Annotated in this window: 9 protein-coding genes; 3 read left to right on the top strand and 6 right to left on the bottom strand. The window is 47.4% G+C overall.

The features are described from left to right. Positions 1 to 720: 720 nt before the first annotated feature. Genes F458_RS0118170 through F458_RS0118160 form a run of 3 tightly spaced genes read right to left on the bottom strand, consistent with a single transcriptional unit; the run spans position 721 to position 5,168 of the window. Positions 721 to 1,242 (bottom strand): hypothetical protein, encoded by a 522-nt coding sequence (locus tag F458_RS0118170; RefSeq protein ID WP_018984871.1) that lies wholly within the window; start codon positions 1,240 to 1,242, stop codon positions 721 to 723. 59 nt (positions 1,243 to 1,301) lie between these two features. Next, entirely contained in the window at positions 1,302 to 1,787 is a 486-nt protein-coding gene (locus F458_RS0118165; protein ID WP_018984870.1) for a hypothetical protein, read from the bottom strand. Between the two features lie 15 nt (positions 1,788 to 1,802). Next, positions 1,803 to 5,168: an ATP-binding protein gene (locus F458_RS0118160; protein ID WP_018984869.1), complete on the bottom strand. Its 3,366-nt coding sequence runs from the start codon at positions 5,166 to 5,168 to the stop codon at positions 1,803 to 1,805. A 363-nt stretch (positions 5,169 to 5,531) separates the two neighbouring features. On the opposite strand from F458_RS0118160, the gene F458_RS0118155 reads away from it, so the two are divergent. The 3 genes from F458_RS0118155 (at position 5,532) to F458_RS0118145 (ending at position 8,622) form a co-directional block, all read left to right on the top strand. Then, positions 5,532 to 7,520: a hypothetical protein gene (locus tag F458_RS0118155; RefSeq protein ID WP_018984868.1), complete on the top strand. Its 1,989-nt coding sequence runs from the start codon at positions 5,532 to 5,534 to the stop codon at positions 7,518 to 7,520. A gap of 278 nt (positions 7,521 to 7,798) precedes the next feature. Then, positions 7,799 to 8,401, top strand: coding sequence for a hypothetical protein (locus F458_RS0118150; protein ID WP_018984867.1), 603 nt, complete (start codon positions 7,799 to 7,801; stop codon positions 8,399 to 8,401). Positions 8,402 to 8,415: 14 nt separating this feature from the next. After that, positions 8,416 to 8,622 (top strand): helix-turn-helix domain-containing protein, encoded by a 207-nt coding sequence (locus tag F458_RS0118145; RefSeq protein WP_018984866.1) that lies wholly within the window; start codon positions 8,416 to 8,418, stop codon positions 8,620 to 8,622. Between the two features lie 147 nt (positions 8,623 to 8,769). On the opposite strand, the gene F458_RS0118140 is transcribed toward F458_RS0118145, so the two are convergent. The 3 genes from F458_RS0118140 to F458_RS19900 all read right to left on the bottom strand — a co-directional run bounded on the left by F458_RS0118140 (position 8,770) and on the right by F458_RS19900 (position 13,615). Continuing rightward, the gene (locus tag F458_RS0118140) at positions 8,770 to 10,716 is read right to left on the bottom strand and encodes a glycoside hydrolase family 97 protein (RefSeq protein ID WP_018984865.1); all 1,947 of its coding nucleotides are present in this window, start codon (positions 10,714 to 10,716) and stop codon (positions 8,770 to 8,772) included. A 68-nt stretch (positions 10,717 to 10,784) separates the two neighbouring features. After that, positions 10,785 to 11,714, bottom strand: coding sequence for a TonB-dependent receptor domain-containing protein (locus F458_RS20270; protein ID WP_026294790.1), 930 nt, complete (start codon positions 11,712 to 11,714; stop codon positions 10,785 to 10,787). Further along, the gene (locus tag F458_RS19900) at positions 11,702 to 13,615 is read right to left on the bottom strand and encodes a TonB-dependent receptor (RefSeq protein WP_026294789.1); all 1,914 of its coding nucleotides are present in this window, start codon (positions 13,613 to 13,615) and stop codon (positions 11,702 to 11,704) included. The genes F458_RS20270 and F458_RS19900 overlap by 13 nt, the downstream gene beginning before the upstream one ends. Positions 13,616 to 13,730: the final 115 nt, after the last annotated feature.

Here is a 13,730-nt window from a genome sequence, read left to right as displayed (position 1 = left end):
GCCGAGTAACAGGGTTCGACAAGTTGCGGTAGAGCAACTTGAAACGAGCGGCTTGTCCGCGAAGCCCGAAGGGTCAAAAACGCGAATGCGTTTTTAATTAATCCCTCTCTCTGCCAGATTTAAATAATAAAGCCCTGCCTTGTACAGGGCTTTATTATTTCTGTTGGAAAAAGCGGTATGTGAACCCTCTGGTTCGACAAAATGGCAGGAATGCCGTTTTGCGCAGCTTTAAGCTGCCCGGGCAAGCGCCATGGAAGGCGCGTGTGATTCCCTCTGGCCGCCAGACATCGTAGCGTCTCAGCCTCATGTAGAGCTTTGTCGTGACAGGTCTACAGTGCGATATACGCAATCATAAGCTTGTACAAAACGGTGGTATAAAGTCAACAGAATGACCTTCAGGCTCAATGGTAACCATTGAGGGGCGTGTTATCCCAAATCAGAATTTCCATTAGGGCTTACTCCTGAAAATGTTTGGAGAATAACCACAGCGTTGTTTTGCATACTATCATTCTACAAATCACTGAAATAGATGCCTAACACTGTTACCAAACTCACCGTAATTGTTTTGACAGGCGCACCTTTCAGGCTCTTTTACATCGCAACCACATTCGGGTGGAGGCGATGCAACACAGGACTAACGCCAGCCTGTTACATTTCGCTTTACAGATAAATGCTTAAAGCTGACGGTCGTTGCAATAACTGAATCGCTATTACAAATCATCAATTTGCCCGAGTGTTGCGAATACTTGGGTCTAGTAAATAGATTCTGTCGCCAACCGTGAACCGAATAATATAATCATGCAGCACACCTTCAGGGGTTCCATCGACATTTTTATTGCGCACAACTAATAATTTGCGGGCAACGGTTCGTACCTGGAACTCTCTTGAATTTTGTGCGCTTGATGCATGTCCCCGCCATAATGAATTAAAAGAGTCGATGCCCGCTGAACTGTCAGTTGCGTAGGCATTCATGATCTTCTGTTTTTCCGCTATTTCGTTCTGTTCGAAAACCTTCAGATCAAAATCCGCGTAGCCAGCGGGAAAGTGAAAACGTATAAATTTTTTGTCCTCTGGAAAGTCGATAACATCGATAGGCTGGTCATCCTGATAGAGTGTGAGATTATCCGGTGCTCCCTGATCGGCTCTGAACTCAACATCAATAGCATTAGGATTAGCATTTGCTGCTGCAGCCAATAGCATTCCTGTGAGTGCCAGAGTGACCCATACGTAGTTATTTTTCATTTGTTGTTCCTCTACATGGTTAATACAGCCGTGGAAATTGTCGTTGTTGTAGTTGAGATTTAGTGAACCTGTCGGTTTCTGATGCTAGGGTCCAGCAGATAGGTTTGTCGGTTATAGGTGAACTTCAAAATATAGTCGTGCAACGTACCGGCCTCGGTACCATCAGTATCCTTATCCCTGATTACCATCATCTGAGACTGAGGTGGATGACGTTTAAATTCACGCCTGTTTTTACCGCTTGAAGCCTGCCCATCCCATTGTGAGGCAAACAGTTGCAGGCCGGCTGAAGGATCCTCCCGATAGGCTGTCATAATCTTCGTTTTACTGGCTTTTTCACTTATCTCAAATACACGAATATCAAAGTTTGTATAGTTATCGGGGAAGGTAAACCGGATAAAGCGCTTATCTGATGGAAAATTAACTTCCTGTATGGGCGTATCTCCCTGATATAACGTCAATATTTCAGGATGCCCGGGATCTTCAGCTTTAAGCGTGACATCAACACTGTTCCTGTTGTTTGGGGTAGTAAGCTCGTCGACTGACATAGTTTTTTCTCCATGTCATAGTGAGTTTAGCGCCAGCGCGGTTTGGATATCCGTTTGTAGCGCAGCAAGTTCCGGATACTGCCAGATAAGATCCGGTGTTTTTGAAACTAATTCCTCCAGTTTTTCGTGATCCTGCTCAGCTAAGGCTTTTTCAAGTAGCGCGATTAATGCTCCCGGGCCCAGTAAATTGGCAGGCACCTCGATGTCCGGTAGTTTAAGAAAGCTGGCAACCCGAAAGCGCCAGAGCCTGGCCGCCGGGAGGTCAGCTGACAACAGTGTTTTTTCAAAAGACTGCGCTTTGTTATGTTTGCCCTGCGCCTTTAATAAGCGCCAATACCAGTAATGACGATGATAGTAAGTTTCTGTCCAGTAGTTTCCACCCTGGTCAGGAAGCCGGGCATCGACGTTAAAGCTGTTCTCGAAACTTTGTTCGGCAAGGGGGAATTGGTTACCCAGCAAATACACTTCGCCCAGATAAGCGTGAATGGAGGCTAAAATTTCCTTCCACCGTGTATTTTCCTGGTCGTGACGGACCAGTTCTTCTACCGTTCTTTTTTGTGCCTGGTAAATTGCAACGGCATTTTCGAGATTGCCACTGTAAACTTCGACTTTTGCCAGGCGGTTGTTGGCCAGCACAACATTGACGCGGGCGCGATAACTTTTTTCCAAACGGGCGATTTGTTCAAAAAGTTGCTTTTCGCTGCGATAAAAACTGAGCGCCTGCATCAGTTTAAGTTGCTTTTGATGGGCAGAACCAAGCCAGGAATATACGTCGGCCAAGGTTGCAATAGCATCAAGATTATCCGGCGCCATCGAGACGACCTGCATGGTTACTTCAGCAGCTTTTAGAAAATACGCGATAGCGTCATCAATATTGCCGCGACTATCAGCCAGCGTGCCCAGGTTTGAGTTTGCATAGGCTACCTCCATCATGGCCGTGGCGCGCGAGGGAGCGAGCTCCTTTAGCCTGAGCGCGGCATTGCGGTAAGCCAGAAATTGATGTTCTGCCTTATCTAAGTCATTGGCTACCCAGTTTGCATAACCTAACCAGAACTCGGCCTGGGCCTGTTCGTAAATATAATCAAATTCGTTCGGTGATTGTGTGGTCAGCTTTCGGGCCTGAACAAGACTTTGCTCAAATGCCTGGGTTGCTTTGTCGTACTGAGCAATATCCATGTATACGCTGCCAATCTGATACAGGGCTTTGGTTCTGTTTAACAAACTTGCATCGCTGGTTTCTGTATCATTAAGTTCAACAAAATAAGTCAAGGCTTTCTCGCCAACCGATTGCATTACATCCAGCCGGCCCAGTTTCTCCAGCTCTGAATGTAGATCACCAATTAAAAACTCGATAAGATCCTGACTCTTGGCCAGACTGCGCTCGGCCGATTGCTGACTTTGCCGGGCCGAGAATGACGCGCTTGTGGCATATAAGGTCGTGGCAATAAGCGCGCCTATTGCCCCATAGCGAAGACCCTGAGCACGTCGGGCGCGACGCTCAGAGGCTTTTACAAAGTCAGCCAGTTCATCGGTCAGGGTCAGTTCACTGCTAAGTAGCGCCTTGCTGTCATCAAGCGGCTTACCGGCGTTAAGAAGCAGGGCAGGATCGCGGTTTGCCTTTAGCCAGCGCTCGACCTGATCGGACATCTGATTGCGCACATTCAGTAACCACCGGTTTATCTGCAGCCAGCTCACCAGTCTTGGCCAGTGAATGTATAGTGATTCATGGGCCAGGGTGACAATCTCTATCCCATCGGGGTTACGTTCGCTTACCAGCAATCTGGCTTGTAAGAAAGCATCCACTAGCTGACGAGCGGTTGGGTCGCATTGAAGCTGGGATCGGATGGCCCATTTTCTTAAATAACGTCCGTTTTGGTCGCAGCTGGTCAGCTGGTTGAAAACATGAGAAAAGCGTTTTTGCACCCTTTTGCTCAGGCGTTTGAATACGGCCTCAGCATGACTGGCTATCGCGCCTTCAATGCCGCCAAGCAGCGCGTAATGTTCAAACGTTAACATGCCACTGGGTGTCCGCATGTCGTAGAGCTGGGTAAGGGTAAACTCAAGCAGGGGCAAGCTCTCGGGAGACTGTGCGGCACGATCGGCAATGACTTCATCCAGAGGAGGCTGACCTTTTTCTCCTTCTTCAAAGTGCAAATGCGCAGCGTTGGCCGGAACGGTAATCATCTGACGAATGTTATACAGCGCTGGCGGAGATAAATCGTACTGGCCACCATGCTGCTTAAGGCGAAGAAAATCAGGTGTTGCGCAAAGATGGTGATAGCAGTCACTGCGCAATGTTGCAATAACAAAAATATCCAGTTTTTCGACCAGCGCGGCGATAAGTTCTGCAAAGCGTTTTTGCTGAACATCGGAAATTGCCGCTGACGTGTAAAGCTCTTCCAGCTGATCAATCAGAATAACCAGCGTGGACGCTGGTGGTTGTGCATGCAAGGATTCACGGATTTGAGCGATGAAGGCGTCTTTGTCGTCCCGGGCCCGCTTCGCTGTAGCATTTATCTGATCGATGGGCACAAGCTGTTGCGCGCTATTGGCGGCTAACGCTGACACTAAAGCCCGAAACGGATCGCCTTCAATATCGGCCGGACGCATCACCCCGCGAAGAATTGGTCCGCCACCTGGTAACAGGTCTGGATTATAAAGTGCCGGTAAAATTCCGGCCCGGGCCAGACTTGATTTTCCCGACCCACTCATGCCCACAATTAACAGAAACGGCTGATGCATTGCTGCTTTATATTTCAGTTTTTCCAGCGCTTCTGCGATGGCGTCATCGCGTCCGCAAAATACATTAGCATGCTCAAATCGAAAGGCTTTCAGCCCCTGAAATGGATTGCCGCTATACCAGGCCCGCTCATTTATCATTTCTGTTTCGCTGGGCGTGGGAAGGACATTATCGAGCCAGCGGTGTAAATGCTTCTCGAGTAAAAATTCGAATTCACCTATGGTTTTATACTGATGATATGCCTTACTAAAGCGTTGCTGACCGTCGGTAAAATGTTGCTTAAAAAATGCATTAACGCTCGTTGCTTTTTCGCCGGCCCGGTCTGTACGGCGATAAACCATCATGGCAGGTTTACCGGTAGTCTGTTGCGCCTTGCGGGCAACGACAAATTCGTATTCTGTGCCGGTTAACGGGCCTTCAAATGGCGCGGGAATGGCGGAGTCAGGCAGTAAAGTCCCCATTCGTTGCCATAAAATAAGAATAAACAAATCAGCCGTGGCAGGGTCGGGGAGTTGAGGTTGGAATGACTCTCTGGCCTCCAGTGGCTGCTCTTCCCATAGCGTTACATCGAGTTCGCTGCGGTGACCAAATATTTTTCGCAGCCGCTCAACGACCCGCGCTGTCAGCGCACGTTCGAGCACCACGTCCCCTGGCGAGGATACAAAAATATTGCAGGTGGGCATATGAGTTATATTCAACTATGATAATGTTTTACAGTTTAGTTCAAAAATTAACCAGCCACAGCACTTTTACGCTAAACAGGTTTTTATCCTGATTAGATGAAGCGCGACTTTGCAGCGGCGTAACATAGTGGGGCGGGTACTATTAAACCGGGCTGAATTCGCGCATTGATGGGCTTGACTGTCGCAAAGGGCATCTGTTGGCAGGAGGTGGCTATACCCGCCAACCTTGCGTTGTATCGACTACCGATGTTTAGCAAAAACAAGACGGTCAGCGCGCAAATCTACTACCGGTGAGCAAAAAATATTTTATGAACACTGATTATGTCTGATCCTGACGTTACTTCAATTTATCAACAGTTTGTTGATTCGCCATTAGTTCCGATGACCTTAAGAGTAGGTGTTGCCGGTCACCGTGAGCATGCTAGTATCAATCAGAATAATGACGTACTCATAAAGCAAATTACTACGCTTTATAGTCAGATACACACGCAGCTGAAGCGCTGTTATCAGCATGTTCATGCGCAAACTTTGTACGCAAAAGCAGACCCTGTGTTGAGGCTGACCTCGTCCATGGCAGATGGCGCAGATCGTTTATTGCTGGAACCTGCGCTGGTCAAAGAACATTACGAACTGGCCTGCATATTGCCATTTGATGCGCATGAATATGCCAGGGATTTTGATGCAGACAGCCAGGCGGCTTTTTTTAAGTTACTGCAAAAAGCGCATTATCAGACAACTGAATCTAAAGTCCTCGAGCTTGATGGAAGGCGGGATAAGGCCGATATTGCTTATCGGGATTGTGCTGAGGTGCTGGTAAAAAACTGTGATGTATTGGTCGCGCTGTACGATGGTAAAGATAAAGCAGGCTATGGCACCGCCTGGACGACCAGACTGGCACTTACCGAAAAGATTCCGGTAATCTGGATTGATACGGAGCACCCCAACCATTTATATTTTCTGCACACAGAAAATGGTAAAACCATCACTGAACCATTCACCGAATCGGCCCTGCATGAATGGCTGGGCCATATTCTGTTATTTGATACATTGCTAAGCGACCCTGAGGCTACGCAGAAAAATGACCTCACCTGGCGTATTTTGCAACGTTTTACCATGTTTGCCAGTGAGCCGGGACTATCGCTAAGCTCTGAAATAGCCCCGAATTTTAATGACCGCGGACCAATAAGTATGACCAGGGGGCGCAGTAGCCTGTTACACAATGGTTTTGCGTGTCTGAGACGCCTGCTCATTTCACCAAAAAAAATCAGGCAAGAAGCCTTTCTACATAAACAACAATTGCCACAATCAGCGCAACTTACTGAAGAAAAGGGCCCGCTTCCGGCGGAACAACTCCACAGCCCAGCCAGTCATGCCTATTTCGCGGCTTATTTACGTGCTGATAGACTCGCTGGTTTTTATGCATCCATGCACCGCAGTACGTTTATGTACATTTATCTTTTCGGCGCTGCTGCGTTGATGGTGGCAGCACTGGCTATCGCGTTTTCTGATCCGGACATGTATGGCAAAACCGCACTTTTCTGCGCTCTGATAGAAATGGTGCTTTTGCTACTGATCTACATGCTTTACAAACGAGATCACTATACCCGGTTGCACGACCGATGGCTTGAGTACCGCTGTATTGCCGAGTTTTTACGTCCGACGCTGTTTCTATCGCTATTTAGCAGCCATTTTCCTATGCGCCGGTTTCGAGACAGTGAAGAGGTGTTGGGTAGAAATCTTCTGGGCCACGGCGGTCCGGAGCGCTGCTGGGCATATCTTTACACCGAAACCGTCTTACGATGGACAGGCTTCTCCGGGCGTAAAATAGAGGGAAAATATTTATCCGACGCACTTGGTTTTACCCAAAAGCACTGGATTAGCGAGCAATATCACTATCATACACACAATGCTATCGCTATGAAGCAAATGGGCAGGCGACTGGCCAAAATTAGCGAAGGGATGTTTATCGCGACAATTATCGTTGTCGCCGCCAAAATTTTGCTTACTCAGTATTTACCTGGCCTTTATATAATTTCAAAACTGTGTGGACTGCTGGCTGCGTGGTTACCTGTTATTGGTACAACGGCATTTGCTATTCGCAATCACGCCGAGTTTGAAATATCGGCGCAGCGAAGCCTTAGTGCCCGGGAGGTTTTGCTTGGTTATCATTGTAAAATATCATCGCTGGGCACGGCGGCGTTAACCTTAAAAGAGGTAGAGGGGTTACTTCGTGAATTAACCGCACAATCAATAACCGAAACAGCAGACTGGCTGGAAATTTATGAAGTAAAGGATACAGAAACCGCCTGAAGCAATCTCTGTGCAGGGCAACCGACCGCAAGACGTTCTAAATCATTACGGGAACAGTCAACAAATGTCATATCGCTGTTGGCCGGAAGCATAGCACCGCATTATTACCTATCCTTCAAGGCGCATTTCATCATTTGCCGGCCACCCGACAAAACCGAGTTATGTCATGCAAAAGCTAATCTTCGCAATTTTTTACGAATATCATAAAAAATATATTGTAAAGAGTAAAATAATTGATTATTTTATAATCATTGCTGGACTTGAAAAAAGGATAATTGATGACTTCCACTTCTCATAAAATTTTTGGTCTCGCAGCATTGCTGCTGGCGGTACTGTTTCCGGTATACTGGATCGGCGCTATCGGATTTAGTCTTGATGATACGCAGATGGCCTGGCGCAAAGACTTCATGAGTCTGGATGCCTGGGATCTGGTCTTTCTCATAATCGGTACGCTTGAAATTGTTGTGTATATCGGACTTAGCCGCTACTTTCGGCACCAGATAGATGGTCGCTGGGCGTCGGTATTGTTAATGGTGATGGCGTTGCTGGTGGCTGTTTTTCATAGCTCGCTGCTTATAGATGTTACTATTGGCCTGGGCATGGTTGAGGCCTCTACCGGCGTTCTGGATGTGATGGCGTTGGCGGTACTTATTGTTCTTTTTCTGTATTCCCTAACATTACTTACCCTCAGTGTTGTGCTGTTGGCTCAGTTTCCAAGATTGTCTGCGTTAGTTAAAGTTTTCGCGGTGGTAGCAGCAGTTACGGCTATTATTCAACTGAGCGTGGTTTTTTCCGTGGCTAATCTTTTATTGTTTCCAGTCCTTATGTTGATAGTTTCCTTTCACTTTTTTCTGGGTGAAAACAATATTGAAGTAGTTTGAAGAGTGAAGATGTGATGACGATTCGTATTAATCTGGATATAGAAATGGCCCGCAATAAGCTGTCTCTGACAGAGCTTTCCGACAGGGTGGGGGTCTCTATGACTAACTTATCGTTGTTAAAAACAGGAAAAGTAAAAGCTATACGCTTTAGTACGCTGGAAGCGATTTGCCGAGAGCTTGATTGTCAGCCGGGTGATTTACTAGAGTATCTTAAGGGTTAATTTCAATGTTCAGGTTTAGCGATTAAAGCGTTGATAGTGAATGACGACTCAGGATTAGCGGCTGGCGTTTTTATTCTGTATTTAATAATAAGATGAGCAGCAACAGCCTATTTGTTGCTGCTCAGTCAGTGCACAAAACCGGTGTCGTTACTGTGAAACAATAAGGGCGCCGCCCTGCGGATGCAGGTCTAAGGCAAACTTACCGTTCTTGCTAATCGTGGCTTGTTTCATTTTAGTCTCACCGTTAGCATCATCAAAATAGACCGTTACCTTTTTGCCTTTCAGCATCGGTAGAGTGATATCAAAAGATTTGCTCTCGTCCTTACCGTTCACCGCTGCCACATACCAACTATTGCCCTTTTTCCGCGCCAATACTGCATGATCACCGGGATGTCCGGAAATATAATTGGTGTCATCCCAGACAGTAGGCATCTTTCTGAGTAAGTTCAGTACATAGTCTGGTTGTTCCTCAACATTGTTGGGCGTTAACCCGAAATGCTGAACAGGAGAGAAATAAAGTACGCCCGTCGCCAGTTCAAAGGTGTCCGTGGTTTTTCTTATTGTTCCCGTTTTTTGGTCTCTGGAGAGACGGTCATTGAGAAAAACCGGCGCAAAATCCATCGACGCAACGGTGTTGCGGATAAATGGCAGCATCGTGGCGTTATAGGCGTGTTTATCTAATGCGTCTTGCTCAAAAACAAGGTTTTCAGAGGCCAACACCGCTTCAGAAGTAACAAAGTTGGGATACATTTTCTCCCAGCCTCGGGGTAACGTACTACCATGAACCGTTATGGTAAGGCCATAATCATTGGCGTCGGTGAAAATATCTTCGTAAAGTTTGATGGTTTGCTGTTTGTCGCCGCCGAAGAAATCAACCTTAAGCCCTTTCACACCAATCTTTTGTAGCCACGCCATTTCTTCGCGCCGTGCCGGCGCTGTGTTCATTTTATGTTGAGGAGTCTGCGGTGCATCGTTCCACCATCCGTTGGAGTTGTACCAGAGGATAATGCCAATGTCTTTTTGACTGGCGTAATCAACCAGCTTCTCGACCTTATCTCTGCCAATTCGCTGATCCCACCAGTTATCGATAAGCACAAACTCAAAATTCAGCTCGGCGGCAAGGTCGATAAATTTGAGCTGGTCCTCATAGTTGATGCTGTCATCCTGCCAGACAATCCAACTCCAGGTTGCTCTTCCCATTTCGTAATCCTGAGAAGGCTGATACTGCTGTTCAACAAGATCATACGAGACAGTGGTTTCCACAATGGGGGCGAGGGTATCGCCCAGCGTAATGGTACGCCACGGCGTCACCGCAGGCATCGACATCGCCGCATAGGTGCCGCCAATTCCCGAATTTTCCCCTTCCTGTGGAAAAGCAAGCGGGTACTCACCATTCTGATTACCTTCTCCCAGACGAGAGCCCAGATAGGTACTGTCAACGCCGGTTTCAGAAAGTAAGATCCAGCCTTTCTGGGCATTTTTAAACAGCGCCGGGAAGGTATAGCCAACCCCGTTAGCAGAGGCTTTACCCACTGGCGCATCAAATGTGTAGGGCTCCTCATAACTGGGCTTGGTTTGCATCCAGCCCGTTTCAGGTAATGCCTGAGGTGTAATAAACGTGGTCGCGTTATCGGGCAGGTTGAAGCTGGTTGCCTCACCCAATACTTTGACTCTGGTCAGCGATTCCGGTCCTGACAACCTGTAGCGAAACGCAACATCCCGATTACTGACCCGGTATTCTATCTCCAGTTGAACATCGTCATTACCGCTAAATGTGATAGTGGCGCCATTCGCCTGATAATGAACCTGACTCACCTTGCCATGGGTTAGTTCATATTTTTCGTCGTGTTGCGTATTTTTGTGTGCAACATACTTCAGGTTTTTTGAAAAATCCCCCAATGATGTCATCAGCCCCAGCGACGATGGTTCAATAAAGGTCTCGTCATTTAGCTCAACGGTGTAATCAGGGCTTTGACTGGCGCTATCTACGACCACCTTAATGTTACCGTCTGGACTGGCGATAGTGACGGGGAGCTCGGCGTGGGCGTAACCTATACTAAAGGTAAATACTAATCCGGTTAAAAGTTTACTCATGATAATCCTATTTAAAGCAATACAAAGAATGCGTTTTATCGGGTTACTCTGTGGCTTTGGCCTGTAGGCTAAAAAGAAGCAGTCAAACCCAGCGTATATCTCGGACCTGTTTCTTCAAGTAACAGAATCTGATTACTGTAGCGGCCTTCTTTTCTGGTTTTCTCGTCAGTGACGTTGATGCCTTCCAGAAAAACCTGCATATCATCATTGATGTTGTAGCTGAAGCGAACATCTACCTGGTCGTACTCAGCGACATAGGTAGGCTCTCCACCAAACCCGCGCGCGGTTTGCAGGAATCGATCGCGGCGATTCCATGCGACCCGTGCCTGATAAGGCCCTTTGTCGTAAAACGCGATAAAATTGTACGTATCGCCTAAGCCAACTAACGCGAATGTTTGTGTCGTATCACCCACATCCAGCTCGGCGTTGCTGTCTACCATGGTGGCATTGGCGGTAACCCCAAATCCACTCCAGAAGCCTGGTAGTGAGTCGAACGTATACTGGGCACCCAGCTCAATGCCGTCTACGGTGGCTTCTTCTGCATTGTCCACCAAACTGACCTCAAACACAGGGTCGCCTTCGAACAGATCCTGTGAATCAGCGATTGGAAAACTTCTGTTCTCTACGGTACTGACCAAAAAGTTTTCCACGTCCTTTTTGAAGTACCCGGCAGTGAGATAGCCGCTTTCGCTGTAATACCATTCGAGGGTAACGTCAAGATTATCGGCCACAAATGGGCGAAGATCCGGGTTGCCGCTATTCGCCGACAGGTTACCAGGGCGCGTTGCTCCAATGGTGGTCCTGGGCGATAGTGAGCCCAACGGAGGACGGGTCATGGTCTTGGATAATGCTACGCGGCCAACAAGTTCATCAGTAATATTGAGCTTGAAATTTGTGCTTGGCAGGAAATAGTTGTACTTATTGGTTTGGGAGACCTCTTCTTCACCAGAAAGGACCGGCGTGTATAAATCGGCGGCAGCAAACGTTAAATCCTGCAAAACTTGTGATACACCAATGGCAGTGGTTTCTGTATGAACATAACGGGCCCGACGTTCCAGGTCCAGGGCATGCCGCTTAATTCACCTTCAAATACTGCATTGATATAGCCAGCCATTATTTCCTCTTCCACTTCAGATGACGTGGGTCTGACCGCCAAATCAAAACCACTTGTCTGCTCCAGCAGCGCAGCAGTGGTGCCAAAGTCCAGTCCCAGGGCGTTATCTCTTGCTGTCATGGCCTCATCAGATTCTAAGTAATTGATAAACTCGTCGATATTGAAAGATACCCAACTTGATGGCAGATTACCGACGCCACCCAAAAAGTCATCACTGATACCGGTCTGAGAGAACAGCGAGTCGGGCACGTCCACCTGGAAACCGCAGTACGCGCACAAAATATTATCCTGCGATAATCTGACTGTTAGCGATTGATCTTGTTTTGAGTACTGCGCACCGAACGAAACTTCCACAAGATGGTCCATATTCGATGTCCAGGTAGCATCGACCCGTTGTTGGAATACCTCGTCTTCAAAATCCTGGCCACCCCCAAATACGCCACCACCGGTACCGCGCAATGTAAAGTGGGCGCGTGCGAGGCTCGGGTCACTGAGCGCTGCATCACTTACCCCGCTGAAGGTCGGGTAGCCATTCTCGTCGTATGACACGGTACTGAAATTTTCATCCTGGATACCAATGCCGGCGACTACCACATCAGTATTTTCAGCGCCGCCTGAATCCGCTTTTGACCAGGATGTATCAAAGGATAAATTAAAGTGGTCGTTTAGCCACCAGTCGGCGTTGAAGCCTACCGCATAAAGATTAGTCGGGCGGTTAAGCTGTGCTTCGGTCGCGTCAGCATTTCTGTTTTCAGTGACGCTGGTGGCCACATTGTTGTTATCAAATGTCACTCCCGATATCAGGGTTGGCGTAAAGTAAATCCCGACATTGCTGGTTCGTGAATCTACTTCGAAGTCACTGTACATCGCATCAAGGGTAAACTCTACATCCTCAGACGGGCGGTACTGGAGGGTTGAATTAAACGTAGTACGTTCGCGTTCTTCGTAAATGGGGCTTATATTGAGGTTTTGTGGAAAAAAGAACTGCTCATCCTGTCCATATCCCTGTTGGGCAAGATCATCAGCAATATTCGGCATGTCGTCGCGGTTTAATACCAGATAGCCATCCGTTAAAAAGCGATTGATCTGATTTTTGCGCTTCTGGTGCGTCAGTGACAGTAATACACCTGCAGTACCCTCGTTGAAGGTATCACTTACCATGCCAAAAAACTGCGGGCTAGTTTCGCCAGAGAGCTCTTCGTATTGTGCCTTAACTGACGCTACCCCTTTAAAGCCATCGTAGTCTAAAGGACGAGGAGTTCGCATCACTACCGTTGATCCAATGCCGCCTTCATCCAGATGCACGGGTTGTGATTTGTAAACTTCTACGGCAGACACCAATTCGGCAGGCAGAACATCAAAATTAAACGACCTGGCACCAGTGTCAGAGGCTAGCCGTCTGCCATTAAGCAGCACAGTATTGAATTCGGGACCAAAGCCACGAACGGTGATAGATTGTCCCTCACCACCACTTCGATCGATGGCGACGCCGGAGATACGTTGTAACGATTCTGCCAGGTTGGTATCGGGAAACTGACCAATATCTTCAGAAGAAATTGCATCGACGATTTGATTGGAGTTTCTTTTGACAGATACAGAGCGTTGTAAACTACCTCTGATACCACTTACCTGTATAACTTCTACATCTTGTTCTTCTGTTGTACTTTGATCCTGAGCCTGCACGCTCAGACTTCCAAACCCCAGTGCTATTGAAACGGCTGTGAGTGAAAGACGTATTAACTTGGTGTTTTTTTGATGAGGAATTGCACTGTGACTGAGTGTCATGATGGTACCTATTCTGACGGGTTAATCGATTCATGACTGAACAACAGAATTAGCGGGTAAGACACGGCGCTGTTCAGGATTTTCTGCAAGATAGAAAATTCTTATATACAGTAAT

This window comes from Salinimonas chungwhensis DSM 16280 (assembly GCF_000378185.1).
GTDB lineage: Bacteria > Pseudomonadota > Gammaproteobacteria > Enterobacterales > Alteromonadaceae > Alteromonas > Alteromonas chungwhensis.
Note: the sequence above shows the minus strand (reverse complement) of the source record. Positions and strands in the feature narration are given on the sequence as shown.

Coding starts and splice junctions, on each gene's coding strand:
- F458_RS0118165 (WP_018984870.1), bottom strand. CDS start 1,787: ATGTCAGTCGACGAGCTTACTACCCCAAACAACAGGAACAGTGTTGAT.
- F458_RS0118155 (WP_018984868.1), top strand. CDS start 5,532: ATGTCTGATCCTGACGTTACTTCAATTTATCAACAGTTTGTTGATTCG.
- F458_RS0118170 (WP_018984871.1), bottom strand. CDS start 1,242: ATGAAAAATAACTACGTATGGGTCACTCTGGCACTCACAGGAATGCTA.
- F458_RS0118145 (WP_018984866.1), top strand. CDS start 8,416: ATGACGATTCGTATTAATCTGGATATAGAAATGGCCCGCAATAAGCTG.
- F458_RS0118150 (WP_018984867.1), top strand. CDS start 7,799: ATGACTTCCACTTCTCATAAAATTTTTGGTCTCGCAGCATTGCTGCTG.
- F458_RS19900 (WP_026294789.1), bottom strand. CDS start 13,615: ATGACACTCAGTCACAGTGCAATTCCTCATCAAAAAAACACCAAGTTA.
- F458_RS0118140 (WP_018984865.1), bottom strand. CDS start 10,716: ATGAGTAAACTTTTAACCGGATTAGTATTTACCTTTAGTATAGGTTAC.